Source organism: Stenotrophomonas sp. P5_A9, from assembly GCF_056400525.1.
In genome coordinates this window covers 49432-75377 of record NZ_JBFULC010000017.1, presented here as the reverse complement: position 1 = coordinate 75377, position 25946 = coordinate 49432, and the positions used below count along the sequence as shown (strand labels likewise).

The following is a 25946-nucleotide window of genomic DNA, read 5'->3' as shown; positions in this document are numbered from 1 at the left end:
CAAGGGTGGCTCTTTCTTTATGCATTACCAGCTGTAGCTCATGCCCAACTGCGCACTGGTCTGGTGATAGCCGCTGGCCTGTTGCCTGGCCAACCCGGCCCAGGCCCCGAACCCGTTGGCAAACTTCAGCGAGGCACCCGCGCTGACTTCCGCACGGCTTCGGGGAATACGCGCGTCCACGCGCTCGTCGTCCATCCACACCTGCGACTCGGCGCGGGTGCGCAGCCAGTTGGCCGCGATATAGGGCTGTACATCCGTGCCACCACCGCCCCATCGGGTCACCCCGGACAGGCGCAGGCCCACTCGGCCGTACAGACCATCGGCATCCTGCGTGGTCACCACCGTGCCATTGGCCTCAGTGTGGCGCAGGTCATCCCACCGGTTGTAGCCCACCTGCAGCTGCGGCTCCAGGAAGATCCCACCGTTCTGCGAGCCACCCACGCGGAAGGCGTAGCCGGTTTCGATGGCGCCTTGCCAGCCGCGACTGTCGTACCGCTCGGTAGCAAGTGCCACGCCTTCAACGCGATTGCGGAACTGGGCGCGCTGCAACGAACCGTCCAGGTAGAAGCCGGCATACGGGTCCACTCCGTTGCCTGCACGCCACGTTCCGTAAACGCCCAGTGCTTCGCCCTTGACCTTGCCACGGGCGTAGTAACCGCTCAGCGGGTTGGTGGAGGTGCTGGTGGCATTGCCGCTGGACAGCATCACGCCCGCGCCGCTGCCGGCGTCATTGCGCCACACATCCGCGCCAACGCTCAGGGACTGGCTATTGCCGTGCACATCAAGCTGGCGGCTGACCGCATCGAAACCGGTGCGTGACCCATCGACCCGTGCCCAGGCGCGGCCGCTGTTCTGGCCGGCGTGACGGTCGTGATAGCCCAGGCGGAACAACGTCTGCGTTGCCTGCAGATTGGCCAGGTAGGCGCCACCTTCCGGGCGCAGCACAGGTACCGGCGGCTCGACCGGATCCACGGGATCGACCGGATCGACCGGATCGACCGGATCAACGCCACCGCCGCAACCGGGCAGTGTCGGGTCGGCATCGCAGGGGTCCGGGGCAGTCGGCAGTTGAGATCGCAAGTACCAGTTACCCGCATCCTTGAAGAGGAAGTAGTCGTACTGACCACCCACCGCGCGGCCGGCCAGGTCAAACTGGCCATTGGAGGCGCCGGCCACCGTGATCAGTTCGATGCCATTGACCGTCTGTGCGCCGGCGCCGCCCACGTTATTGACGCGCACGTTAGTCTGGCCGCTGGTGTCGCCGCCGATAACGAGTTTGTCCGAGACAGCGTCGTCGCCAGCCAAGACTGTATTGAACAGAAGCGTGCCGCCGTTGCCGCTGTAGTTGCCGCTGACGTTCAAGGTATGGAACGCGCTGCCGTCGCCGAGTGCTATCTCGGCACCGGCCCCCAGCGAGAGCGTGCCGGTGGAACTATTGTCGCTCAATTGCCAGCGTGCGTTCTCCAACGCCATGGAGGTGACATCGCGCGTCGCACCCGTCAACGCTGCTCCGTTGACGAGAGAGACGTCGATAAGACTGGCTCCCGCATTGTCGATGTTGCCTTCCAGCTGACTGCTATCGACAGTCAGTCTCACCACGGCCTCATCGCCGTTGATCAGCACTATGTTGCCGTCGCCACCACGGAGATGGGCGCCATTGCGAATAGTAAATGCTGCGAGGAATGGATCAAGGCTTCCATCTGCATCGATATAGATGGCTGCGCCAGTTCGGCCTTCGACAGTAGATCCATCAATGACAACTTCAGCGGGGTCTTCAGGAGTGAAGCGGACATCGAATTGGCCGGCAATGCCGTATGTATCGCCGATAATTACGCTGCCATTGCGTGCAAGCACACTTGCGCCGCCCGAAATCCAAAGACCTGTGCCAGCGTCAAACGGATCGCTGGCTGATATGGCACTGCCATCAACGCTGCTGGCGTCCAGCTCGAGCGTGGTGCCACCGGAAACTACGGCGCCTATACCCGTGCCAAATAGACTGCTACGCAGGATACGTGCTACTCCGCCGCCGTTGGCGCCAGAGCCAGCCGAATAATTGAGGCTAAGCGCACGCCCAGAGTCGCTACGGACCATTGCGTCCGCCATCTGGAGATTCGATCCTCCAACCACCCGGATTCCCATGGGTGAACCCGACGCTGGGATAAAGGCGGTGGATTGGCTGAACGTGACGCTGGAGTTTGCATCTGCGTTGACGGCCAACGTACTGGCGCCTGCGCCGACGACAAGCTCTGCGCCGCTCAGCAGCCAGCTCTCAGGGGTGTCCCCTGCGTTGACTTCGGCTCGCTGTCCGGGGCCGAGCGTGGCTGCCACGCCAGGACCAGCCAGGCTAAGAAGTACACATGCCCACAGCGTATTGAACTTTGCAGGTTGTCGCGTGGAAAGTCTGTTCATCATGAAGTTCCATCAGGGGAATGATGCCGAAGGCCAAAGCCGAAGCTGTCTTCTGGAAATGGTCGCAACATCTCGGCGCGCCGAGATGTTGCACCTGACGGAAAATATGATCCATACAACTAGTTGCAATCGCCCCGGGGTGCTCGGTTGAGATCAATCGATTGATACCACTGAAAGCGATCTCCGACCAGGCGAAAACAACGGCGCCGTCTATGGGCGGCGCCGCATTGCATCAGCAGTTGCAGATTCTTACCAGCCGTAGCTCATGCCCAACAGCGCACTCGTCTGGTGGTAACCACTGGCCTGCTGCCGGGCCAACCCCGCCCAGGCGCCAAACCCATTGGCAAACTTCAGCGAGGCACCCGCGCTGACTTCCGCACGGCTACGGGGGATACGCGCATCAACGCGCTCGTCGTCCATCCACACCTGCGACTCGGCGCGGGTGTGCAGCCAGTTGGCCGCGATGTAGGGCTGCACAGCGGTCCCGCCGTCGCCCCATCGGGTCACCCCGGACAGACGCAGGCCGACGCGGCCATACAAACCATCGGCGTCCTGCGTGGTCACCACCGTGCCGTTGGCCTCGGTGTGGCGCAGATCGTCCCAGCGGTTGTAGCCGACCTGCAACTGCGGTTCCAGGAAAATCCCGCCGCTTTCTGCACCGCCCACGCGGAAGGCGTAGCCGGTTTCGATGGCGCCTTGCCAGCCGCGACTGTCGTACCGCTCGGTAGCAAGTGCCAAGCCTTCAACGCGATTACGGAACTGGGCGCGCTGGACCGAACCGTCCAGGTAGAAGCCGGCATACGGGTCCACTCCGTTGCCTGCACGCCAGGTGCCGTAGACGCCCAGTGCTTCGCCCTTGACCTTGCCACGGGCGTAGTAGCCGCTCAGCGGGTTGGTGGAGGTGCTGGTGGCATTGCCGCTGGACAGCATCACGCCCGCGCCGCTGCCGGCGTCATTGCGCCACACATCCGCGCCAACGCTCAGGGACTGGCTATTGCCGTGCACATCAAGCTGGCGGCCGACCGCATCGAAACCGGTGCGTGACCCATCTACCCGTGCCCAGGCGCGGCCGCTGTTCTGGCCGGCGTGACGGTCGTGATAGCCCAGGCGGAACAACGTCTGCGTTGCCTGCAGATTGGCCAGGTAGGCGCCACCTTCCGGGCGCAGCACAGGTACCGGCGGCTCGACCGGATTCACGGGATCGACCGGATCGACCGGATCAACGCCACCGCCGCAACCGGGCAGTGTCGGGTCGGCATCGCAGGGGTCCGGTGCAGTCGGCAGCTGGGAGCGCAGATACCAGTTGCCCGCATTCTTGAACAAGAAATAGTCGTACTGCCCGCCGACCGCGCGGCCCACCAAGTCAAACTGGCCGTTAGAGGCGCTGGCCACGGTAACGAGTTCAATGCCATTGATCGTCTGCGCACCGGCCCCGCCCACGTTGTTGACCCGCACGTTGGTCTGGCCGCTGGTGTCGCCGCCGATGACCAGCTTATCCGAGGCGGCATCGTCGCCGGCCAGCACGGTGTTGAACAGCAGCGTGCCGCCGTTGCCGGTGTAGTTGCCGGTGACGTTGAGGGTGTGGAAGGCGCTGCCGTCGCCGAGAGCGACTTCGCCGCCAGCGCCCAGCGCCAACGTGCCCGTGGAGCTGTTGTCACTGAGCTGCCAGCGTGCGTTGTCCACGCGCATCGAGGTGATGTCACGGGTAGCACCGGTCAAGCCGGCGCCATTGCTGAGCGCCACATCGAGGGTGCTGCCAACGGTGTTGAGAATATTGCCGGTGAGGCGCGAGTCGTCGATGTTGAAACCGATGATGGCATCTGGGGCTTCGACAAACAGCAGGTTCCCGTTACCGCCAGCGAGTTCGCCGTTGTTCCTTACGGTAAAGACCGCGGCGGTCGGCGGGGAGGTTGTGGCGCGCGAGGGCGCGACGTAGATCCCCGATCCGGTACCGCCTTCGACGCGTGATGCATCGATCACGACATTGGATGACCCGCCTACATTGGTGTCGACCGCATACATGCCATCTCGCGCACCGATCACGGCGCTGCCGTTACCGATGAGAACATCCGCCGTACCGATCACCAGCAGCCCATTGCCACCAGTCAGAGTCATTGAGCCATTGGCAAGCCCTTCCACCCGTGTGGCATCCAGCGTGAGTAATGCTCTCTGGCCCGCCTCGGTGGTTGAGACGCTTGCCCCCAAGCCAAGGCCGGTGAGCGTGCTCCTGCGTACCGTCGCTTCGGACGAGGGCAGCCCGCCGGTGAAGGTGGATGCCAGCGACAATGCCCGGCCAGTGGCATTGCTGATTACAGAGTCCTGGATGTCAGCCTGAGAGTTAGAAAGGCGGATGGCACCTGTGCTGGTATTGCCCGTGACCTGGCCACCTGACAAGTTAAGGATTGAGCTGTCAGTGGCGTTGATGCTCAGCGTCTGGCCGCCCGGAAGGACCTGTAGGTTCGCCCCGGTCAATGCCCAACCCTCCGCCGTATCGCCGGGCTGAACCGTCCCGGATTGGCCCGGTGTCAGTGTGGCCGCCTGTGACGTGGCGGTGAGGGCAAGGGTGGCTGTGATGGCAACCGAGAGGGTGGTGCCTACTGCGAAATTCATAATGATCTCCAGGGGGGGCGCACCGTGCGGATCAATGAGTAACCCCGTACGGTGAAATAAATGTGATCGGCCGCGCTTCTAGGTAGCGCAGTACCACGGCCACGTCGCCTCATCGGGGGGGCAGAGCGGAGCGGAGCGCAGTGTGCGCGGTCGAGAAAGTGTGATCCATGCAACAAATTGCAATTGATCAGGCGAATCTGAACAGGTGGAGGTTTGGCGCTGCGCAGGCAGCTGTTGACCTAGCGCGCGCACTCGTCTCCCCTCCACGCCTGCGCACTTCTTGGGGTGCTTTTTCCGCACTTCCTGCAGCACGGCCCAGCCCCCGCCCTGTATGGGTCTTTGCCAGCCTTCAGGGACCGACCGGCCCTGCGGTTCCCTGCGCGAGAGGGGGCGTTTTCGGACCTTCCCATGCCTGAGCCGGCGCCCCAAAAAAACAGATGGCCACGGGAAAATGGCAATCAAGCAATCGATACACCGGATGCACGCGGCAAGTGATTGATTGTAAAGGATATGTGGTGATTGCTTTTGGGGGCAATTTTGAGCAATTTCCGAACGGGGAACTTGCAATGTCATTGATTCATAAGGAAATTATTTCAGGCCCGGATTGCCTTCCCGAAAAGCAATCAGGTTGCTTGGATGTTGCCTTATTATTGCCATTGATATAGGTACATAAGTTATTGTATTTAAAGTAATTTATTGGACTTGGTGCGGGGTGGTTGCAAAAATTGCTCATTCCCCGTGGTCATCGGTTTTTTTCCTTAAACGGGCGGGGACGCGCCGGCGTCCACTGTGGTCGCTCTCTCGCTCTCTCGCTCTCCCCGGCGCCGCCCTTCAACGCCGTCAGGACGATCCCCAGCTTTGTCGCAGTCGTTGCGATGGCCAGCCGTATCCTCTCCGCCTATGACGCTGCCCGACGACTTCGAATGGAAGACCCCGCATGGCGCCCTCGGCCCGGACACTTTGCTCGAGCATCGTGGCGTCGCTGTCGTCCAGATGCATCACAGCATCGATGGGGTATGGCGAGCGACCTTGGGGCGCTACAAGTTCCCTGCAGACGGGCTGCGGGTGTGTACCGACTACGATCAGGGCCGCAGCGGTGCCGAGACCTGGGTGTGCCGGCACCAGGTACGACTACGTGCGGACGTGGACAAGATTGTCCAGTGGCGTGAGGCCGTGCAGGGCAACCGTTTGCTAAAGGAAACGTTGCCGCATCCATTTCCTTGAGGCAGCGCCCTGCAGGGAGTTAGGCGACGGCCTGCATCAGCCGCTCGATGAAGAACTGCAGGGAGCCCGCGACCCCCGATAGCACCTCATGGCAGAACGTTGGATCTGCCAGCAAGATCGAGCCGATGATTGCGAAACCAGAAGATGCAATCACTAGGTCAGAGCTGGACGCCAATGACGCGGGAAGAACGACCTCTTGATGGTGTCTGATCACACCGAGCAAGGTTGATATCCGTGCGTCGGTGAAGGCGTGGGATCGCTCAACCTGTTGTTTGAAATCTAGAAGCTCTTCGTGCACAGCTTTTACGTGCCTATCTAGCTCATCGATCTTGTTAGGGAGTTGGCCCCCTATGCCGTATATGGATCCGAATGAGCTGGAATCAGGCAGGGGTTTCGGCGCAAAGTCGGCGGGAGTGAGGTGTGCCACCTTGAGCGCATTCCGCGCGCCAGAGAATGCTGCGAGCATTGAGATGAGTGCCCCCCCGATGACCAGGATCAAGCCGAGGTAAGTAATGGACCTGACCGGATAGTGCGTGGCCAGCAGCAGCGATAGTGCGATCACCAAAAGAGCCGTGACCACGAAATATAGATACTTCATGGCTTAGTTTCCTCGTTTCGAGTCGATGACGGCTCTCTGTGTAAAGATTCTGGCCGAAGCTGCGTGTACCGCTTCAACTCGTTCCAAGAAGTGTGAAGCGTTACCGCCGCCACCTCGGGAATATCGTAGCTCTGCTCAAACAATCGAGATGTGGCCTCGTGGCGAAGGTCGTGGAAGCACAGGTCGACAATCCCCAGGTCGCTGCAGGCGCGGGTGAATGAGGTGCCTACGGATTTTGAGTTGAAGGGGAAGATGCGGTCGTCGCCCTCGATCCGCGGCTGGCGCTGTACCAGCGCCCAGGCATCGCCGAGCAGCGGGAACGTCCGGTGATTACCGATCTTGCTGCGCGGGTGCTTGGCATCCCTGAGCATCGCCGTGCGGTTCTTTGTGTCGAGGTCGGACCACTGGAGTCGGGTGATCTCGCTCTCGCGCTTCGCCGTCAGGATGGCGAAGGTGATGATGTCGCTCATGGGGATCACAGAGCGCCAGGCTGCGGCAGCGTAGTGCTCGTGCAGTCGCTGCAGTTCTTCCGCAGTGGGGCGCCGGTCGCGTTGCTTGGACTTGCCCACCAGCTTGAACAGCCGCAGGACGGGCCTTGCCTCTGCCACAGGGTCCGTCGCCGACTTCACGCCTTTCATCGGCCCGGCCAGCTTGAGCAGCTCCGACAGGAACCCCAGCTCAACGTTCATGGTCGCCGGCGCGCAAGGGGGGATAATGTGCCCCTTCGCATTCATGTGGTTGCCTTGCACGCGACGGCGCGCATGCTCGATCACATCGGTGGCCGTCAGGTTTCGGGCCACGATGGTGCCTAAACCCTCACGGATGCGGCTGAGGTTGCCTGCTTGGGTAGCGCCAAGCGCCTTCACCGAGGCCAGTTCATCGGTCCGCCAGTCGATCAGCTGATCGATGGTCAGGTTCTCGCCGGGTGTACCGCCGCGAGCCTCGTAGTCGGCCTGYTCGCGCTCGATGCGTTCCGCCCAGGTCTTGGCGGCAGTTTTGGTTGGGAAGGTGCGGTATTGGTCTTTGTGGCCCTTGCGGCGCACCATTGCGCGCCAGCGGCCGTTGCGGTTTTGCAGCGTTGCCATCGTTGTGCCATTCCATGTTGTGCCAATCCATCGCTGGCACAAAAATGCTACAGCTGATTGGGAATTACCGGGCAAAACCGGGAAAAATCGGGTGTAACTGTGTATCCCTATATCGTCTTAAGTGCATGAAAACATTGAATTCCGAGCAGATCCGCCTGTGCGTGGCCCCCATGATGGACTGGACCGACCGCCATTGCCGGTACTTCCACCGGCTGCTGGCACCGGGCGCACGGCTGTACACCGAGATGGTCCACGCCAACGCGGTGATCCACGGCGATCGCGAGCGCCTGCTCGGGTTCGACGGCAGCGAGCATCCGCTGGCGCTGCAGCTGGGCGGCAGCGATCCGATCCTCCTCGCGCAGGCGGCGCGCATCGCCCAGGACTGGGGCTACGACGAGGTCAATCTCAACTGCGGTTGCCCCTCTGATCGGGTCCAGGCCGGGCGCTTCGGTGCCTGCCTGATGCGCGAGCCGGTGCTGGTGGCCCAGTGCGTGGCGGCCATGGTCGCTGCGGTCGACATCCCGGTCACGGTCAAGTGCCGATTGGGTGTTGATGAGGACAACGACTACGAAACCTTCGTCAACTTCGTCGATCAATCTGCCAACGCCGGTAGCGCGATGTTCATCGTGCACGCCCGCAACGCGTGGTTGAAGGGCTTGTCGCCGAAGGAGAACCGCGAGGTGCCGCCGCTGCGCTACGACTGGGCGCACCGGCTCAAGGCCGACCGCCCGGCGCTGCAGATCGTGCTCAACGGCGGTCTGGCCACGGTCGAGGCCGCGCAGGCCCAGCTGCCCGCGCTGGACGGGGTCATGCTGGGCCGTGCCGCCTACCACGACCCCTACGTGCTGCATCAGCTCGAGGCGGCCCAGACCGGTGCGGCGCTGCAGCCGCGCGAGGCACTGCTGCGCGCCATGCGTCCCTACATCGAGGAGCAGCTCGGCCGCGGCCTGGCCCTCAAGCACATCACCCGCCACCTGCTCGGCCTGTTCCACGGCCAGCCGGGCGGCCGGGCGTTCCGGCAGGTGCTCAGCGAAGGCGCGCATCGCGCTGGCGCCGATTGGGACCTGATCGAGCAGGCGCTGGCGATCACCCGCGCCCAGGCCGAACGCGTCGCTGCGTGAGCCGCGTCACCTTGTCTGCTTGACAAGGGGCCCACTTTAGCCGCCAATGTTCACTTAGATGAACGGAGTGGGGGCCCAATCGGAAAAGTTCAGACCGGATTCACTGCATAAACCCAAGAATTCGCTAAGGATTTGTAAAACGCCGGCTGATGCTGGCGGTTGCCGATTCACAACTTTTGAACGTTTAGCCGCGCTCCGCTAGGATCAGACCGATGTTCTCCGTGACCTGCCACCGCCGTCTTGCCGTCCTCGCCCTGCTGGCGACGGGCGCCGCTGCCGCCATCGGCAGTGCATCGGCACAGGAGCATGATCCGGCACGCGCCGAGATGATCCGGGCCTCCCGGGGCGCACCGCCGGAACGGTCGCTGTCCGATGCGGTCCGCCGCGTCCAGCGCACCACCGGCGGCCACATCCTGGGTGCCGAGCGGGTGCCCTACGACGGTCGCGACATCAACCGGGTCAAATACATGGACGACCGCGGTCGGGTCCGCTACATGGACGACCCCGCGCCGGCACGTTCACAGCCCCGCGCACCACGATCGGATATGTCTTCACTACGCGGCGATAACCCCTGAACAGGGATAGTTGTCCGTAATCATCTGTATTCCACTGGCCTCAGGCCATACCCAGGACACTAGGGAGAGTTCATGCGTATCCTTCTGGTCGAAGACGAAGCCCCGCTGCGGGAAACACTGGCAGCCCGGCTCAAGCGCGAAGGCTTTGCCGTCGATGCCGCGCAGGACGGTGAGGAAGGTCTGTACATGGGCCGCGAAGTGCCGTTCGACGTGGGCATCATCGATCTGGGCCTGCCGAAGATGTCGGGCATGGAACTGATCAAGGCGCTGCGCGACGAGGGCAAGAAATTCCCGGTGCTGATCCTCACCGCACGCTCGAGCTGGCAGGACAAGGTCGAGGGCCTCAAGCAGGGCGCCGACGACTACCTGGTCAAGCCGTTCCATGTCGAAGAACTGCTGGCCCGCGTCAACGCGCTGCTGCGCCGCGCCGCTGGCTGGAGCAAGCCGACGCTGGAATGCGGCCCGGTCGCGCTGGATCTTGCCGCGCAGACGGTCAGCGTCAGCGGCAGCAACGTGGACCTCACCAGCTATGAGTACAAGGTGCTCGAATACCTGATGATGCATGCCGGTGAACTGGTCTCCAAGGCCGACCTCACCGAGCACATCTATCAGCAGGATTTCGATCGCGATTCCAACGTGCTGGAAGTGTTCATCGGTCGCCTGCGCAAGAAGCTCGACGCCGATGGCGAACTCAAGCCGATCGAAACCGTGCGTGGCCGCGGTTACCGTTTCGCGATTCCGCGCAACGAGGGCTGAGCCCTGCAGGGCGATTGAACGATGTCAGGCCGTCTGTGGTTCTTCAAACGCTGGCGGCCGCGCTCCCTGCAGGCGCGCCAGTTGCTGGCCGCCTCGGTGGGCCTGGTCGCGTTCCTGGCCATCGCCGGCTACGCGCTGGATGCGGCCTTCGCCGATACGGCGCGCGCCAACCTCCAGGAGCGCCTGAAAAACTACGCCCGGGCATACGCGGCCGGGATCGACTTCACCCGTGACCGCTCGCTGTACATCCGCGAGCAGCCACCGGATCCGCGCTTCGACATGCCCGGCAGCGGCCTCTACCTGCAGGTCGTGATGCCCGAAGGCAAAGGCAACTCGTTGTCGGCCGAAGGGCCGATGCTGCCGAGCGCCGGCCTGCTGGCGCCGCTGCGGGAGGTGTTTGAAGGCCCCCTGCCGATGGTCCAGATCGATGGCAGCCAGGGCTCGGTGTATCGCTATGGCATGGGCCTGGTCTGGGATGCCGAAGCCGATCCAACCACTGAATTTCCGTACACCATCTATGTGATGGAAGACTCGCGCGCGCTTGGCGCGCAGCTGCGCGTCTTCCGTGGCCGCGTTTGGTTCTGGATGGGCGGTGCCGGCCTGATCCTGCTGATGCTGCAGACCGTGATCCTGCAGTGGAGCCTGCGCCCGATGCGGCGCGTGATCACCGAACTGACCAAGGTGCAGCGTGGCGAAACCGCGCGCATGAGCGAGCGCCACCCGCGTGAGTTGGAGCCGCTCACCGACAGCATCAACGCCTTCATCGAAAGCGAGCGCGAAAACCTCGAGCGCCAGCGCAACACCCTGGCCGACCTCGCGCACAGCCTGAAAACACCGCTGGCGGTGCTGCGCACCCAACTGGACAGCGGCGCGCAGGACCAGGACCTGCGGCAGGAATTCGACGTGCAGCTACGGCGCATGAACAACCTGGTGTCCTACCAGTTGGCGCGCGCGGCTTCGTCGGGCCACAAGCTGTTCTCGGCGCCGCTGCCGATCGAGTCCAACGCCGAAGAGATTGTGCGCGGGCTGGAGAAGGTCTACGCCGGCAAGGGCGTGCTGTGCGAATTCGATATCGATGAAGCCGCGCGCTTCCATGGCGAACCGGGCGATCTTCAGGAGCTGCTCGGCAACCTGCTGGAGAACGCCTTCAAGTGGGCCAACCGTCGTGTGCTGCTCACCGCCAAGCCGTTGCCGGCGCCGGGCGCACGGCGTGCCGGGCTGGTGCTGTCGGTGGATGATGATGGCCCGGGCATTGCCCCGGAGGACGTTGCCAAGGTTCTGCAGCGTGGCGTGCGCGGCGACGAGCGCGTACAGGGCCACGGCATCGGCCTGTCGATCGTGCAGGACCTGATCAAGGATTACCGTGGCGAACTGCAGGTCAAGCGTTCGCCCGAACTGGGCGGTGCGCGTTTCGAAGTGAAGCTGCCGCCCGGGCCGTAAGGTCCGTCAGTTCCGGACATTGCATCGACCAACGGTCGATGCCTACCGGGGCGTGGTGACGTGCAGGGCAGCGGATGACGGTTGGTGGTTGTCCGCCAGGCCCGGCGGCTCGCCGTAGAAACGGCGCAGATGCGCGGCAACCGTCGGCATCTCCTGCTGCAGCAGATCCGGCGCGGAGAAGTGGTACTCGGTGACCACCGCGAAGAATTCTTCCGGGGCTTCGGCCGCATACGGATCGATCAACGTGTCGCGGCCGCGATCGACCTGCGCGCAGAACGCGTCGTAGGCGGTCTGGAAATCCCTGGCCCATTGCCGCTGCCAGTCGCGCGGCAGCGGCGGGGTGCCATCGATGGCGCCGTCCAGTGCGTCGATCTTGTGCGCCATCTCGTGCACGGCCACGCAGTAGCCGGCATGCGGATCGGCGATGTCGGCCTGGATATCGGCCCACGACAGGATCAGCGGGCCGCTGTCCCAGGATTCGCCGATGAGCTCGTCATCCCACTCATGCAGCACGCCGGCGGCATCGACATGGCTGCGCTGCACCCGGAAGGCATCGGGATAGACGATCAGCTGCGACCAGCCGCGCAGGCCAACCTCACCCAGTTCCAGCAACGGCAGGCAGCACAACGCGGCCAGCAGTACGCCGTCGCCTTCGTCCAACTGCAGGTTGCCGACCGGGCTGATGGTTTTTTCGTGCAGGAAGCGCGCACTCAGGGTGTGCAGACGCTCGCGGCGTTCCCCGTCCAGTCCGCGCAGCCACGCGGCGCGTTGGCAACTTTGCTGCCACAGGTCTGCATCAATGGCGCGCGGCGTGCGCCGCAACCAGCCCCACATACGTTCGATCAGCGGAACATGCCCGGCAGGAAGCTGTGCCACTTCGGCGCGCGCAGGCGCGGCAGCACGTCGTCATCGCTGCCGCCGCCACCCGTGCTGCCGCCGCTGGCGGCGCTGGGCTTGGCCGCAGGCGCACGTGCCGCCGGTGCGGCTGCAGGCGCGGTGCGCTCGCTTTCGGCCGGCGAATACACGCAGCCGCCCCGCCCCGTGCTGGTCAGCGCATCGGAAGCGTGCGCGGCCAAGGGGGCCATCAGCAGGATCAGGCAATGGGCGAACGGGCGCATCGTCGACATCCGGAAGGCGGGTCAGCTTTCGATTCTAGCCCGATTCAGCGCCGCGATTGGAAGCCCTCCGGCAGGCAGCGGATCGGGCTTTCCCGCATAATTTTCCCGATCACCTGATGGAAGCTGCCGTGGACGACCGCCAACTGCTGGCCAAACTGGGCGCCGGACGCCTGTCCGGCGATGCCCTGGCCCGCGAACTGGGCCAGACCCGGGCTGCAATTTGGAAGCGGATTCAAGGACTTAGGGCGGCCGGCGTGGAAGTCGAAGGGCGCGCCGGTGAGGGCTATGGGCTTACCCGGCCGTTGGACCTGCTGGAACCGGAGACCATCCGCGCCGGCTTGCCCAAGGTCACCCAGGCCCTGCTGCAGTCGCTGCAGGTCGCCTGGACTGTGGACTCCACCAACGCTGAATTGCTGCGCTGCAGCGCGCCTGAACAGGGCGTTCGCGTCCTGCTGGCCGAGCGCCAGACCGGCGGCCGTGGCCGTCGCGGCCGGACCTGGGCCTCGCCACTGGCCGCCAACGTCTACCTGTCGGTGCTGCGCCTGTTCTCCGGTGGCCTGGTCCGCCTGAGCGGCCTGAGCCTGGTGGCCGGCATCGCGGTGGCCGAGGCGCTGCACGACCTGGGCTACGTGCAGGCAGGGTTGAAGTGGCCGAACGATCTGATGGTGGACGGACGCAAGCTGGTCGGCCTGCTGGCCGAGGGCGGCGGCGAATATGCCGGCCCGGCGCGCGCGGTGATCGGTATCGGCATCAACGTCCACATGCCGGCGGCATCGGCGGCGCAGATCGCCCAGCCGTGGATCGACCTGGACACCCTGGCCGGCGCGCCGGTAGACCGCAATACCGTGGTGGCCGCCGTGCTGGCGCGGCTGTTGCCGGCGCTGGAAACCTTCGATGCGCAGGGGCTGGCGCCGTTCCTGCCGCGCTATGCCGAACTGGACCTGCTGCAGGGCAAGACCGTGCGCGTGGAGCAGGGCGGACAGTGGCGCGAAGGCGTCGCGCTGGGGCTGGCCGAAGATGGCGCGCTGCGCGTGCGAATCGATGGCGTGGAGCAGCATGTGCATGCCGGCGAAGTCAGCGTGAGGGCGCAATGAGCGACTGGTTGTTCGACCTGGGCAATTCCCGGTTCAAGTTCGCACCGTTGCAGGGTGCGCGTGCCGGCGATGTGCAGGCCTGGCCGCACGGTGCCGAAGCAATGCCCGCCGACGCGCTGCAGGCGCTGCCCAGTGGCGGGGTGGCCTATGTGGCCAGCGTTGCCGCGCCCGCCCTGACGCGCAGCATGCTGGCGATCCTGCAGGGGCGCTTTCAACAGGTTCGGGTGGCGCGCACGCAGGCGCGCTATGCCGGGGTGCAGGTGGCCTACGCCGACCCAGGGAAGTTCGGCGTGGATCGCTTCCTGGGCCTGCTGGCCGTGGCCGAACGTGGCGAAGCGGTGGTGGTGGCCGGTGTCGGCACGGCATTGACCATCGATCTGCTCGACGCCGACGGGCTGCATCGCGGCGGCCGCATCGCGGCCTCGCCCACCACCATGCGCGAAGCGCTGCATGCGCGTGCGGTGCAGCTGCCGGCCACGGGCGGGGACTACAGCGAGTTCGCCAATGACACCGCCGATGCTCTGGCCTCCGGCTGCGACGGGGCGGCGGTGGCATTGATCGAACGCAGCCGCCTGCAGGCGGCCGAGCTGCTGGGCAGCATGCCGACACTGCTGGTGCATGGCGGTGGCGCACCGGCCTTGATGCCGCTGCTGGTGGATGCGCACTTCCAGCCGGCGCTGGTGCTCGATGGCCTGGCGCGCTGGGCCGTGCACCAGCCTGCGGACGCAGGGTAGGATCCCCGCATGCTGACCCGTGCCCTGATCGTCGTGCTGGCCATCCTCAACCTGGGGGTGGCGTTGTGGTGGATGTTGCGTGGCGACCCGGTGCCGGCCGCGCCCGCCCCGACTACCGGCGTGGCGCAGCTGCAGTTGCTGCCGACCACCGGTAGTCCGCCGCCGGCCGCCAGGGTGGCGGCCGCGCCAACCCAGGCATTGGATGATGTGACGCCCGAGCCGACGCCGGCGCCGGCGCCGGTCGCCACGCCCGCTGCGGCCATCACCGAGCCGGCGACCGCCAGCGTGACTGCAGCGCCGGCACCGACGTCGACACCTGCCGTGGTCCCGCCAACCCCTGCGCCGGCTGTCGCACMTGCGGCTGCTCCCACGCCGGTCGCCGCCGCGCCGGCGCAATGCGTGAGCCTGGGGCCCTTCGCCGACCGTGCCGCCGCCCAGGCCGCGCAGGCCAAGGCCGGTGCATCACTGCGCAGTACCCGCCTGCGTGAGATCGCCGATGCCGGGGCTACCCGCTACCGGGTGCTGCTGCCAGCCGCCGCCAGCCGCGACGAGGCACAAGCCACGGTCAAGCGGATCGTGGCGGCCGGGGTGAGCGATTACTACATCATTGCCCAAGGCGAAGAGACCAACGCCATCGCCCTGGGCCAGTACCGCAACCGCGAGGGCGCCGAACGCCGCATGGCCGCACTCAGCGCCGCCGGCTTCAACGCCCGCATGGTCGCCAGCGGCGGTGATGGCAGCGCGCAGTGGTGGTTGGATGCGACCCTCGCCGATCAGGCCGACCCCGGTGCGGTGCGCCAACGCAGCGGCGCGGCCCAGCAGCGCTCGCTGGACTGTGCGCGGTTGCGCTAGAATTCGTGCTCCGCGACGGCCCATGCCGCTCGCCGTGCCTTTGCCGGCATAGCTCAGTTGGTAGAGCAACCGCCTTGTAAGCGGTAGGTCCCCAGTTCGAATCCGGGTGCCGGCACCATTTCCCGCATCGCCCTTCCGCCCGACAGGGCCCGCTTGCGAGCGTTACTGCGTCTGCGCGTACCGATACGACAACAACGACTTCACCAGGAACGTCACCTGCGTGGCCGAGCGCGCATCCACGCGCATCACCGGCAGGCGGAAACCGGCATCCAACAGCGCCTGCCGCACGTCGGGCACCAGCAGCTCGGGATGTTCGTCGGTGCGGGTGATGCCCACCGCCAGGCTGGCCTGCGGCGCGATCCGCGAGAACTCGTTCAGCAGTTCCACCGTTGAAGCGATCGGCTCGGGGTGGCGCGCGCTGACCAGCACGATCACCCCCAACGCGCCTTCGCAGACCATCGGCCACATGAAATCCAGGTAGCGTTGGCCGGGCACCCCGTAGATGTGCAGCAGTTCGCCGTCGTCCAGCTCGATCGAGCTGTAGTCCAGCGCCACCGTGGTTTCGACCTTGTCACCGTACGCGTCTTCGCTCAGCGGCATTTCGGTGCTGACCGGCTCGACATCGGAGATCGCGCGTACCGCGGTGGTCTTGCCCGCGCCCATGCCACCGACGAAAACCAGCTTGTTGGCGGGCTGGCTCATGATGCGGCTCCCTGGAACAAGGTGAGGCCGAAGCGTCGCGCCACCCAGGAGAAGAAGCGTGAATCGGTGGTGTCGCCGCGGCGTTCAGAACGGGTCACGGGGGCTTCCTCGGTCAAGGCAAGGCCACTGGCAAGGGCGGCCGAAAAGAGCAACTGGGCGGTGTCGTGCGGTATGCCACAGGCACCGGCCAACGCGCTGGCACGCCACGGGCGCGCGTGCAGGCGCGCGATCGGCAGCAGCCAGTGGCCGGGCACATCCTCGGCATTGAGGTCGGGCCATTGGCGCAGCCGCAGCGAGGCCTGCCCGGCCGCTGCGGGCAGCAGTTCGGGACGATGGCGGGCAATGCAGAAAAACAGCGCTTCGAACGAATGCCGCTGCGGCAGTCGATACGCGTACTGATGCTGGAAGGTCTGCGCATCGATGGCGGTCGGCGACCAGGTCGCATCGTCCAGTTGCGCGGCCACCTCGGCCAGCGTGGTGGACGCGGGCAGGGCGATGCTGCGTGTGCCCGGGTCGACCAGCAGCGTCATCGCACCGCGTTGCAGCAGGTGCATGCCGGTCGACGGTGCACCGTGTTGGGCCAGCTGCAGCAGCAGCGGCGTGCCCTGCGCCGAAGCAGTCGCCTCCGGTGCGGCCAGCAGCAGCGTGGAGAGCTGTTCGTTGAGATCGCGGACGGTGGCGCCGTGCGGCAGTTCACCGCGCGCGCTGGCATCGAAGCGGCGCGCGATGACCAACGTCGGTACGCCCTGCGCACGCGCCTGGGCAAGCGCACCGGCGCCGGCGGCATGGTCCAGGCCGATCACCAGCAGGTCCACGGTCTGCGCGGACCACGCCTGCAGGGCCACGTCCAAGCGCTCGGCGAGCAGCATCGAGCTGGCCAGCTTGAGCCGGGTCTGGTGCAACAGATCGAGCCCGATCGAGGCGATCTGGAAGGTACGCATGGGGGTTTTCATGGGGGTGCCAAAGCGGCCGGTCATCGCATGCCTTGGGCACGCTGCGGCGCGGAGATCCCGCGCGGCCTGCGCCGCACGGGACATGCATCGATCAGCTGAAGTCCAGGGTCTTTTCGAAGGCCTTCAGTTCGTGCCGCGACATCGCCAGATTGGCCTTGGCGCGGTCCATGATCACGTACAGGAACAGCACCGGGTTGCTCTCCAGCGGGCGGATCAGGTGGTACTGGGTGCCCAGGCTGATCAGGATGTCTTCGATGCTGTCGGCCAGGCCCAGCTGCTCGGCCACGCGACGCTTGGTGCGCACCACGTCGGTGTTGCCGGCCGCGGCCAGTTCCAGGTTGATATTGCCGCCGCCGACGGTGGCCAGGGCCATGCCGCTATCACTGTCGACCAGGGCCGCGCCGACGAAACCGGCGACCGCGTTGAGCTTTTCCAGATTGAGATTGGACATGAAAATCCTTGTGAGTCAGGCAAAGAGGTAGACAGGCCGAAGACCCGTCCGAAGGCACTGCAGAAAGAGGACGATCAGGCGGCGCGAGCGCGCAGCACGGCTTCAAGACGGGTGGCGCATTCGCGCGCATGGAACAGCAGCACGGCCATGTTGAGCGCATGTGCGCCCACGGCGGTGAGGGTCAGCGGCTTGTCGCCCTGGATGCGGATCAGCACCACGTTGCCCTGGCGCGTACAGATGGTGGCGTAGTCGGCTTCGCTCAGCGCCAGTTCGCGCGAGACGGTCTCACCCAGGGTGAGGAACGAGTTGGCCATCGCGGCGAGGCGGCGCCCGTCCACGTCCAGTGCCGAATCCTCGGCCACGGCGCGGCCATCGGCGGTGGACAGCATCAGCAGGGAAATGCCGCGCTCGCGTTCGCGCGCCTGCGCGAATGCGGCCTGGATGCGGTCGATGTCATACAACTGTCGGGCCGGCTGGCTCTCGCCGCTGGCACTGCGGACAATCTGGTGAATGGTACTGCGCTGCACGTACTGCCCCCTGGCACACGACGAAACACGAACCAATCCGTAATGGATTAGTCAATCAGTACTGCGAAGAAGTGTGAAATGTAGCACGGTATTTTTGCCTTCACGGGTAACGCAGGATGAACCGCGTGCGCGTCGACGCGGGTGTCAAAGCATTGACGCGCAAGGCATTCCAGCCGCGTCGCCCTACGCTCAGTGGCGCGCAGCGCCGTCGACGGTCATCGGCAACCTGTCTGGCTTGCCGGTACTGCTGCATCGCCGCGAGTCGTCCCATGCCGGGCTGGCTAGACTGTGGCTCTTTTTCCGCATTTGCAGGAGGCACCCCATGGCCACGTATTCCCCGGTTTCCCTGATCGGCGTTCCCACCGATATCGGGGCGGGCCATCGCGGCGCGGGCCTGGGGCCGGACGCCCTGCGCATCGCCGGGCTGGCCGAGGCATTGACCGCCCGGGGCGTGGACGTGCGCGACGTGGGCAACCTGGACGGCCCGCGTAATCCGTGGACGCCGCCGGTGCAGGGCTATCGCCACCTGGACGAAGTGGTGGCCTGGAACCGCGCACTGATGGACGCCACCTATGCCGAGCTGCAGGCCGGGCGCATGCCGATCATGCTCGGCGGCGACCATTGCCTGGGCATCGGCTCGATCACCGCGGTGGCGCGCTGGTGCCGCGAGCAGGGCAAGACCCTGCGCGTGCTGTGGCTGGATGCGCATTCGGACTTCAACACCAGCGAGGTGACCCCGTCGGGCAATGTGCACGGCATGCCGGTGGCCTGCCTGTGCGGGCTGGGCCCGGACGCGCTGACCCGGCTGGGCGGCGACGCCCCGGCGATCCGCCCGCAGCAGGTGCACCAGATCGGCATCCGTTCGGTGGACCAGGAAGAGAAGCGCCTGATCAAGCAGCATCAGGTGGATGTGTACGACATGCGCTACATCGACGAGGCGGGCATGAAGCGCACCATGGAAGCGGCGCTGCAGGGCATCGATGACAACACCCACCTGCATGTCAGCTTCGATGTGGACTTCCTGGATCCGAGCATCGCCCCGGGCGTGGGCACCACCGTGCCGGGCGGGGTGAACTACCGCGAGGCGCAGCTGGTGATGGAGATGATCGCCGACACCGGGCGCATGGGGTCACTGGATATCGTCGAGCTGAATCCGCTGCTGGACAACCGCAACAGCACGGCGGTGCTGGCGGTGGACCTGGTCGAAAGCCTGTTCGGGAAATCCACATTGATGCGCGATTGATCCTCGCCACGCGGCGCTTTCCGGCGCGTGGCTGAATGATCGCAAGCCGCGTTCACATTCGCTGCACGCCGTTCCCGCCAGATTGCATCCACGCGGCGGCAGTGCCGGAAACGGCCACTACGTCACCGCGATCAGGAAGAAGGGCCGCACTGCGCCGAGGGCGCGCGCGTGCCCATCTGACAGGTGGGACCGGATTCCGGTGTCGACGTAGATCAATTAGGAGAACCCCATGAAGCGTGTTATTGCACTGATGCTGTTGTCGATGTTCTCGGTGGCCATGCTGTCCGGCTGCAACACCGTTGCCGGTGCCGGCAAGGATGTGCAGAAGGCTGGCGAGAAGGTCGAAGACGCTGCCAAGACCAACTGATCGATTCGATCAGGCGTCAACGAAAAAGGCCGGGTTTCCCGGCCTTTTTCTTTGCGTCGGGTTTTGCCTGGGCAGCCATGGTCCATTCAAGCAGGTGAGCATCCGTTTCATGCGCGCTTGACCGTGTCCAAACGCCGACTGTCGCAGTCTGTATCCACGGCGACGGTGCCGTTGCAATCAAGGATGCCAACCCATGAACAAAGACATCATTTCCGGCAAGTGGACCCAGCTCAAGGGCAAGGCGCAGGCCAAGTGGGGCGACCTGACTGACGACGATTTCAAGGTGGCCGAAGGCAATGCCGAATATCTGGCAGGCCGTCTGCAGGAACGCTATGGCTGGGCGCGTGACCGCGCTGAGTCCGAGGTCAAGGACTTCGAAAAAGCCATGCACAAGGACTACCCGGATTTCCACTGACGCCGCTGGACGCCGCGTAAACGCGRCCGCTTCATCGGGGGTATGAAACACGACACGGGCCGCTACTGCGGCCCGTGTCGTATGCGTTGCTGTCTACCGCCGCTCAGCGCCGCGGTGGATCGGGCACGTACTGCGAGGGGAAGGCGCGGGGCGTTCCATCGCGGGGTTGCTGCACCGGCACGGGCAGGATGCCGCGCGCGGCGAGATTGCGCGCGCTGTCGTAGCGCACCTCTACCTGCTGGGCCGGCACCACGCTGGCACGTTCGAAGGCGGTATCGCGCACGCGCGAGGTTTCGCGCGCGCCGTGGCCGGTCCCGAGGCGTTGGGCGGGTTCCGCCGCCGGCGAGCGCATTGCCGAACCGGTCGTGGTGACGCTGTCGACGACCGCCGGGGCAGCGGCTTCAGCCGCGTCGACACGCCCGCGCAGCGCGGGCAGGCTGCGCCGCTCGACCGCCGGCGACAGGTCGCGCGCGATGGCGTTGGCTTCGCGGAACACCGCGATCCCGATTACCCCGATGTTGTCCGGGCGGCCGGTGCGGCTGGCGTAGCTGCCTTGCGGCGAGGTGAACACGAACTGCGCCACTTCGTCCGAGGATTTGCGCCAGCCGCTGATGTCCGCGGTCTGCCAGGGGTTGAGCACGTAGCCGGTCTGGCCCGGTGCGGCCACCTCGCCGGTGATCGCATTAAGGCCATCCACCGAGACCACCACCAGCACCCGCTCGGCGCTGCCATTGCGCAGCCGCACGCTGTAGCGGTGGCCCTTCTCGCCGGCGATCCAGCGCTGGGCTCCATCGCGGTACTGCGGCAGCGTGGTGCCGGCGTCGCGGTCGAGCACGGTCAGGTGGACCGGGCCGCGGTCGTACTCCGGGACGGGGCGGAAGCCGCACAGGGCCAGCACGGCGAACAGGGGCAGGATCAGGCGTTTCATGGCAGGGCTCCGCGATGGGGGTAACGGATTGAACGCGCCAGGGGTTGCAACGGGGTTGCGCCCGGGCAGGTAAACTGGCGCGGTTCACCTGTCCGTAATGATCCCCCACATGACTACCCGCGTTCTTACCGGCATCACCCCCTCCGGCACGCCCCACCTGGGCAACTACGTCGGCGCCATCCGTCCGGCCATTGCCGCCAGCCAGGCGTCGGGCATCGAGAGCTTCTTCTTCCTGGCCGACCTGCACAGCCTGATCAAGGCGCAGGAGCCGGAGCGGACCCAGCGCTCGACCCTGGAAATCGCCGCCAGCTGGCTGGCGTGCGGGCTGGACGCGGACAAGGTGTGGTTCTACCGGCAGAGCGACATTCCCGAAACCACCGAGCTGATGTGGTTCCTGACCGCCATCGCCAGCAAGGGCATCCTCAACCGTGCCCACGCCTACAAGGCGGCGGTGGACAAGAACCGCGAGGAGCAGCAGGACGAAGATGCCGGGATCAGCGCGGGCTTGTTCATGTACCCGGTGCTGATGGCCGCCGACATCCTGATCTTCAAGGCCAACCGCGTCCCGGTGGGCCGCGACCAGATCCAGCACATCGAGATGGCGCGCGATTTCGCCCAGCGCTTCAACCATGTGTACGGCAGGGAGTACTTCCCGCTGCCGGAGGTGGTGATCGACGAGCAGGTGGCCACGCTGGCCGGCCTGGACGGTCGCAAGATGAGCAAGAGTTACCACAACACCATTCCGCTGTTCGCCCCACGTGCGGAGCTGAAGAAGCTGGTATTCGCCATCCTCACCGACTCGCGCGCACCGGGCGAGCCCAAGACCACCGAGGGCTCGGCGCTGTTCCAGATGTACCAGGCCTTCGCCAGCGCCGAGCAGACCGCCGCGTTCGCGCAGGCCTTCGCCGATGGCATCAGCTGGGGCGATGCCAAGCAGCAGCTGTTCGAGCGTATCGATGCCGAACTGACCCCGCTGCGCGAGCGCTACGAGGCGCTGATGGCCGAGCCGGAAAAGATCGAGGCGCTGCTGCGCCGTCGCGGCCAGCAGCTGCGCGAGCAGTATGCGATGCCGCTGTTGAAGGAACTGCGCCATGCGGTAGGCCTGCGTGACCTGTCCAGTGCCGGCAACATCGCCGGTGATGCCGCCACCGAGGCCCGCGCCGCGCCGCCGCTGTTCAAGCAGTACCGCGAGAAGGACGGCCGTTTCTATTTCAAGCTGCTGGCCGGCGATGGCAGCCTGCTGATCCAGAGCGAGGGCTTCGATTCGCCGCGCGATGCCGGGCAGGTGATCGGTGTGCTCAAGCAGACCGCGCACGGCGATGGGTTGCAGAGCGAGCTGTTCAAGATCGAGGCCGACGTGGCCGTGGTGCTGGCCGCGCTGCAGGAACTGCGCGGGTAAGCGCGGCCCCTGGGTGGCCCCCGGCCTCACCGGTAGTGCCGGCCGCTGGCCGGCTCCCCATGAATCGTGGCATTGCTGGGAGCCGGCCAGCGGCCGGCACTACATGGAACGTGCATTGCTGGGAGCCGGCCAGCGGCCGGCACTACATGGAACGTGGCATTGCTGGGAGCCGGCCAGCGGCCGGCAGTACATGGAACGTGCATTGCTGGGCACCGGCCAGCGGCCGGCACGACCGCGCCGAGCGCGGTCGGTGAGGCCGCGTGGCATGATGCGGTCATCCTGAAGGGGAGACTGCGATGGCCTGGTTGTCGTTGTTGTTGTTCCTGCCCTGGTTCGTGCTGCTGGGCGCGCTGTACTGGCTGTTCCCGCGGCAACCACGCGATGCGGCGCGGCGCTGGTTCGATGGCCTCGCGCTGCTGCTGGCCTTCGTGCTGAGCGTCGTGGCGATGCTGTGGGGCCACCACATCGGCGTGGTGCAATCCGATGCCGGGCCGATCTGGCGGCAGGTGCTGGCGGTGCTGTATGCCTACGGCGCGTTCCTGGCAGTGATGGTGGCGGCGATACTGCTGCGCACCCCGTGGCTGGCCCAGCGTGCGACCAAAGCCGCATCGAAGCCGGTGCGCGGATCGTCCTAGAATGGGGGCGCAATCCGCCAGGGATGAACCGATGTCTTTCGACCCCAGCATCCACACCATCGATACCGCGTTCCAGCGCGAGGATTTCGATGCGGCCTACCTGGTCGTGGAGAACGGCCGCGCGGCGTTCATCGATTGCGGCACCGGCCTGGCCGTGCCGGCGATGCTTGCGGCACTGACCGGTGCGGGCCTGTCGCCCGACGCGGTCGATTGGCTGATCCTCACCCACGTGCACCTGGACCACGCCGGCGGCGCCGGGCTGTTGATGCAGCAGCTGCCGAACGCCCGCCTGCTGGTGCACCCGCGCGGTGCGCCACACATGGTCGACCCCGCCCGGCTGATTGCCGGTGCCACCGAGGTCTATGGCGAGGCCGAGATCGCGCGCAGCTACGGGCCGGTGCTGCCGGTGGCGGCCGAGCGTGTGGTCATTGCCGAGGACGGCCACCGCGTCGACCTGGCCGGTCGCACCCTGCTGTGCCTGCATACACCCGGGCACGCGCGTCACCATCTGTGCGTGTGGGACGCGCGCAGCCGCGCCTGGTTCACCGGTGATACGTTCGGGCTGTCCTACCGCGAGCTGGACAGTGCGCGCGGCGCTTTCATCATCCCCACGTCTTCGCCGGTGCAGTTCGATCCGGAGCCGTTGAAGCAGTCGATCGCGCGCATGCTGGCCTACGAGCCGCAGGCGATGTTCCTCACCCATTACGATCGCGTGGGTGATGTGGCCAGGCTGGCCACCGACCTGGTGGAACAGATCGATGCGATGGTGCAGATCGGCCACCAGTGCGACGCACGCCCGGACCGTCACCGCTGCCTGGTCGCCGCACTTACCGCGCTGTATCTGGAGCGCGCGCAGGCGCATGGCTGCCCGCTCGATGATGCGGCGGTGACCCAGGTGCTGGCGATGGACATCGAACTCAACGCGCAGGGCCTGGCCTGCTGGCTGGACCGCGACCGCCGCTAGCAGTGCGCGGTCATGCAGGTGTCACGTTACACTCGCAGGCCCCTGCTTTCCGTCCTGGTGTCTGCCGTGAATCCGATGCGCATGCTGCTGCTGTCGTCCTGCCTGTTCGTGGGCGGCCTGGCCCACGCGGCCAATGACCTGCCCGGCGGCGGCATCGATCCGGACGCGCTCTCGCGGCATGTGCGCATCCTGGCCTCGGACGACTTCGAAGGCCGCGCTCCGGCCAGCCCGGGCGAAGAGCGCACGGTCCAGTACCTGATCGAAGAATTCAGGAAGTCCGGCCTGCAGCCCGGCGGCGTGGATGGCAGCTGGGTACAGCCGGTGCCGATGGTGCGCGCGCAGGTGGACGGACCGGTGCGCGCGCAGCTGCGCCAGAAGGGCAAGGACCGCGCGCTGGCCAACGGCGAGGACGTGACCCTGCAGAGCCTGCGCCCGCAGCAGGCGGTGGATATCAAGGACGCGCCGCTGGTGTTCGTCGGTTACGGCATCGATGCGCCCGAGCGCCACTGGGACGACTACAAGGGCGTGGACCTGCACGGCAAGATCGCGGTGGTGCTGATCAACGATGCCGACTTCGAGGCCGCCCAGCCCGGTGCCTTCGATGGCAAGGCGGTGACCTACTACGGTCGCTGGACCTACAAGTTCGAGGAAGCTGCACGACGTGGCGCGCAGGGCGTGCTGATCGTGCATGAAACCGCCCCGGCCGCTTATGGCTGGGCGACGGTGAAGAGTTCGGGCACCTCGCCGCTGTTCGACATCGAACGCACCCGCGAGCAGGCGTTGGCCCAGCACGTGCCGGTGCGCGGCTGGATGCCGCGCAGCCTGGCCGAGCAGGTGTTCCGCGATGCGGGCCTGGATTTCGATGCCGAGAAGCGCAAGGCGATGACCCCGGCGTTCACGCCGGTGGCGCTGGGCGATGCGCGGCTGTCGGTCAACTTCAAGCTCAAGCGCGAGCAGGTGGTCACCCGCAACGTGGTGGCCAAGCTGCCCGGCGGCGCACACGCCGATGAAGCGGTGATCTTCTCCGCGCACTGGGATGCGTTCGGCATCGGCCAGCCCGACGCCAAGGGCGACCGCATCCGGCGCGGTGCGATCGACAACGCCACCGGGGTGGCCACCGTGCTGGAACTGGGCCGGGTATTCGCCGCTGGTCCGCAGCCGCAGCGCACGCTGTACTTCGTGGCGCTCACCGCCGAAGAGAAGGGACTGCTGGGGGCGAGCTACTACGCCGCGCACCCGCTGGCGCCGCTGGACAAGACCGCGGCGGTGATCAACATCGAGATGTTCAGCCCGGACGGCCCCACCCGCGACATCGCCTCCTGGGGCAAGGGCCGGGTGTCGCTGGAGGGTGACCTGGAGCGCGTGGCCAAGGCACGCGGTCGCAGCTACTCGCCCGATCCGAACCTGGAGGCCGGCTTCTTCTACCGCGCAGACCATTTCGCCTTCGCCCGCCTGGGCGTACCGGCGATCACCATCGGCCCGGGGCTGGACATGCGTGAGGGTGGGGTGGAGAAGGGCCGTGAACTGCGCGATGCCTACTTCGCCGCGTGCTACCACCAGGCCTGCGATGCCTGGACCCCGAGCTGGGATGCCAGCGGCCATGCCGCCGACACCCTGCTGGTCTACGATCTGGGCGCGGAGCTGGCCAACAGCCGCCGCTGGCCGACGTGGGAAGACGGCTCGGAGTTCCGCGCCGAACGCGAAAAGACCGAATCCGCCCGCCGTTGAGGGGGGCGCCGGCCGCGG

26 protein-coding genes and 1 tRNA gene are annotated in these 25946 nt (G+C 65.9%); 16 read left to right on the top strand and 11 right to left on the bottom strand.

Features of this window, described 5'->3' with window-relative positions:
• Window positions 1-24: 24 nt before the first annotated feature.
• Window positions 25-2409, bottom strand: coding sequence for an autotransporter family protein (locus AC1DR7_RS07475; RefSeq protein WP_478050943.1), 2385 nt, complete (start codon window positions 2407-2409; stop codon window positions 25-27).
• A 249-nt stretch (window positions 2410-2658) separates the two neighbouring features.
• Window positions 2659-5019: an autotransporter family protein gene (locus AC1DR7_RS07470; RefSeq protein WP_478076437.1), complete on the bottom strand. Its 2361-nt coding sequence runs from the start codon at window positions 5017-5019 to the stop codon at window positions 2659-2661.
• A 900-nt stretch (window positions 5020-5919) separates the two neighbouring features.
• On the opposite strand from AC1DR7_RS07470, the gene AC1DR7_RS07465 reads away from it, so the two are divergent.
• Window positions 5920-6243: a hypothetical protein gene (locus tag AC1DR7_RS07465; RefSeq protein WP_457322435.1), complete on the top strand. Its 324-nt coding sequence runs from the start codon at window positions 5920-5922 to the stop codon at window positions 6241-6243.
• Between the two features lie 19 nt (window positions 6244-6262).
• Here AC1DR7_RS07465 and AC1DR7_RS07460 read toward each other — a convergent pair whose 3' ends face one another.
• Together AC1DR7_RS07460 and AC1DR7_RS07455 are read right to left on the bottom strand one after the other, a co-directional pair.
• Window positions 6263-6841 (bottom strand): hypothetical protein, encoded by a 579-nt coding sequence (locus AC1DR7_RS07460; protein ID WP_478051868.1) that lies wholly within the window; start codon window positions 6839-6841, stop codon window positions 6263-6265.
• On the bottom strand, window positions 6838-7926 hold the full coding sequence (locus AC1DR7_RS07455; RefSeq protein ID WP_478051867.1) for a tyrosine-type recombinase/integrase: 1089 nt from the start codon (window positions 7924-7926) through the stop codon (window positions 6838-6840). Before AC1DR7_RS07455 ends, AC1DR7_RS07460 begins: the two co-directional genes overlap by 4 nt.
• Before the next feature lie 125 nt (window positions 7927-8051).
• On the opposite strand from AC1DR7_RS07455, the gene dusA reads away from it, so the two are divergent.
• From dusA to AC1DR7_RS07435, 4 genes are all read left to right on the top strand, one after another.
• Window positions 8052-9047, top strand: coding sequence for a tRNA dihydrouridine(20/20a) synthase DusA (dusA, locus tag AC1DR7_RS07450; protein ID WP_457318547.1), 996 nt, complete (start codon window positions 8052-8054; stop codon window positions 9045-9047).
• 212 nt (window positions 9048-9259) lie between these two features.
• Window positions 9260-9622, top strand: coding sequence for a hypothetical protein (locus tag AC1DR7_RS07445; RefSeq protein ID WP_256775201.1), 363 nt, complete (start codon window positions 9260-9262; stop codon window positions 9620-9622).
• Between the two features lie 72 nt (window positions 9623-9694).
• Window positions 9695-10378 (top strand): response regulator transcription factor, encoded by a 684-nt coding sequence (locus tag AC1DR7_RS07440; protein ID WP_038691087.1) that lies wholly within the window; start codon window positions 9695-9697, stop codon window positions 10376-10378.
• Between the two features lie 21 nt (window positions 10379-10399).
• Window positions 10400-11818 carry an ATP-binding protein gene (locus AC1DR7_RS07435; protein WP_457318546.1) on the top strand — a complete coding sequence of 473 codons (1419 nt, stop codon included), beginning with the start codon at window positions 10400-10402 and terminating at the stop codon, window positions 11816-11818.
• A 42-nt stretch (window positions 11819-11860) separates the two neighbouring features.
• On the opposite strand, the gene AC1DR7_RS07430 is transcribed toward AC1DR7_RS07435, so the two are convergent.
• Window positions 11861-12652 carry a M90 family metallopeptidase gene (locus AC1DR7_RS07430; RefSeq protein WP_478051428.1) on the bottom strand — a complete coding sequence of 264 codons (792 nt, stop codon included), beginning with the start codon at window positions 12650-12652 and terminating at the stop codon, window positions 11861-11863.
• An 8-nt stretch (window positions 12653-12660) separates the two neighbouring features.
• A complete protein-coding gene (locus AC1DR7_RS07425) occupies window positions 12661-12936 on the bottom strand; it encodes a hypothetical protein (RefSeq protein WP_457318544.1) in 276 nt (91 codons plus the stop codon).
• 116 nt (window positions 12937-13052) lie between these two features.
• On the opposite strand from AC1DR7_RS07425, the gene birA reads away from it, so the two are divergent.
• From birA to AC1DR7_RS07405, 4 genes are all read left to right on the top strand, one after another.
• Complete coding sequence (gene birA, locus AC1DR7_RS07420; RefSeq protein WP_457318543.1) at window positions 13053-14030, top strand: bifunctional biotin--[acetyl-CoA-carboxylase] ligase/biotin operon repressor BirA; 978 nt, start codon at window positions 13053-13055, stop codon at window positions 14028-14030.
• Window positions 14027-14764: a type III pantothenate kinase gene (locus AC1DR7_RS07415; RefSeq protein WP_256775196.1), complete on the top strand. Its 738-nt coding sequence runs from the start codon at window positions 14027-14029 to the stop codon at window positions 14762-14764. The genes birA and AC1DR7_RS07415 overlap by 4 nt, the downstream gene beginning before the upstream one ends.
• Window positions 14765-14773: 9 nt before the next feature.
• Window positions 14774-15616, top strand: a complete 843-nt coding sequence (locus AC1DR7_RS07410; RefSeq protein ID WP_478076436.1) for an SPOR domain-containing protein — start codon at window positions 14774-14776, stop codon at window positions 15614-15616.
• Between the two features lie 42 nt (window positions 15617-15658).
• Window positions 15659-15734 (top strand) — tRNA-Thr (locus tag AC1DR7_RS07405).
• A gap of 44 nt (window positions 15735-15778) precedes the next feature.
• Here AC1DR7_RS07405 and AC1DR7_RS07400 read toward each other — a convergent pair.
• The 4 genes from AC1DR7_RS07400 to AC1DR7_RS07385 form a co-directional block, all read right to left on the bottom strand.
• Window positions 15779-16318, bottom strand: a complete 540-nt coding sequence (locus tag AC1DR7_RS07400) for a GTP-binding protein (protein ID WP_457318541.1) — start codon at window positions 16316-16318, stop codon at window positions 15779-15781.
• A complete protein-coding gene (locus tag AC1DR7_RS07395; protein WP_457318540.1) occupies window positions 16315-17259 on the bottom strand; it encodes a hypothetical protein in 945 nt (314 codons plus the stop codon). The genes AC1DR7_RS07400 and AC1DR7_RS07395 overlap by 4 nt, the downstream gene beginning before the upstream one ends.
• A 103-nt stretch (window positions 17260-17362) precedes the next feature.
• Window positions 17363-17722 carry a roadblock/LC7 domain-containing protein gene (locus AC1DR7_RS07390; protein ID WP_256775192.1) on the bottom strand — a complete coding sequence of 120 codons (360 nt, stop codon included), beginning with the start codon at window positions 17720-17722 and terminating at the stop codon, window positions 17363-17365.
• A gap of 74 nt (window positions 17723-17796) precedes the next feature.
• Entirely contained in the window at window positions 17797-18249 is a 453-nt protein-coding gene (locus tag AC1DR7_RS07385; RefSeq protein ID WP_256775191.1) for a roadblock/LC7 domain-containing protein, read from the bottom strand.
• 322 nt (window positions 18250-18571) lie between these two features.
• Between AC1DR7_RS07385 and rocF the strand changes: the two genes are divergently transcribed.
• The 3 genes from rocF to AC1DR7_RS07370 all read left to right on the top strand — a co-directional run bounded on the left by rocF (window position 18572) and on the right by AC1DR7_RS07370 (window position 20274).
• Window positions 18572-19492 (top strand): arginase, encoded by a 921-nt coding sequence (rocF, locus tag AC1DR7_RS07380; RefSeq protein ID WP_457318538.1) that lies wholly within the window; start codon window positions 18572-18574, stop codon window positions 19490-19492.
• Window positions 19493-19721: 229 nt separating this feature from the next.
• Window positions 19722-19859: an entericidin A/B family lipoprotein gene (locus tag AC1DR7_RS07375; protein ID WP_038691079.1), complete on the top strand. Its 138-nt coding sequence runs from the start codon at window positions 19722-19724 to the stop codon at window positions 19857-19859.
• A gap of 193 nt (window positions 19860-20052) precedes the next feature.
• The gene (locus tag AC1DR7_RS07370; RefSeq protein ID WP_256775189.1) at window positions 20053-20274 is read left to right on the top strand and encodes a CsbD family protein; all 222 of its coding nucleotides are present in this window, start codon (window positions 20053-20055) and stop codon (window positions 20272-20274) included.
• A 103-nt stretch (window positions 20275-20377) separates the two neighbouring features.
• On the opposite strand, the gene AC1DR7_RS07365 is transcribed toward AC1DR7_RS07370, so the two are convergent.
• Entirely contained in the window at window positions 20378-21202 is an 825-nt protein-coding gene (locus tag AC1DR7_RS07365; protein ID WP_457318536.1) for a hypothetical protein, read from the bottom strand.
• A gap of 109 nt (window positions 21203-21311) precedes the next feature.
• Between AC1DR7_RS07365 and AC1DR7_RS07360 the strand changes: the two genes are divergently transcribed.
• The 4 genes from AC1DR7_RS07360 (at window position 21312) to AC1DR7_RS07345 (ending at window position 25928) form a co-directional block, all read left to right on the top strand.
• Entirely contained in the window at window positions 21312-22601 is a 1290-nt protein-coding gene (locus tag AC1DR7_RS07360; RefSeq protein ID WP_457318535.1) for a tryptophan--tRNA ligase, read from the top strand.
• A 296-nt stretch (window positions 22602-22897) separates the two neighbouring features.
• The gene (locus AC1DR7_RS07355) at window positions 22898-23236 is read left to right on the top strand and encodes a hypothetical protein (RefSeq protein WP_457319607.1); all 339 of its coding nucleotides are present in this window, start codon (window positions 22898-22900) and stop codon (window positions 23234-23236) included.
• Between the two features lie 31 nt (window positions 23237-23267).
• Window positions 23268-24200 (top strand): MBL fold metallo-hydrolase, encoded by a 933-nt coding sequence (locus tag AC1DR7_RS07350; protein WP_478051871.1) that lies wholly within the window; start codon window positions 23268-23270, stop codon window positions 24198-24200.
• A 75-nt stretch (window positions 24201-24275) separates the two neighbouring features.
• Window positions 24276-25928 carry a M28 family metallopeptidase gene (locus AC1DR7_RS07345; protein WP_457319609.1) on the top strand — a complete coding sequence of 551 codons (1653 nt, stop codon included), beginning with the start codon at window positions 24276-24278 and terminating at the stop codon, window positions 25926-25928.
• The last annotated feature ends 18 nt before the right edge of the window (window positions 25929-25946 follow it).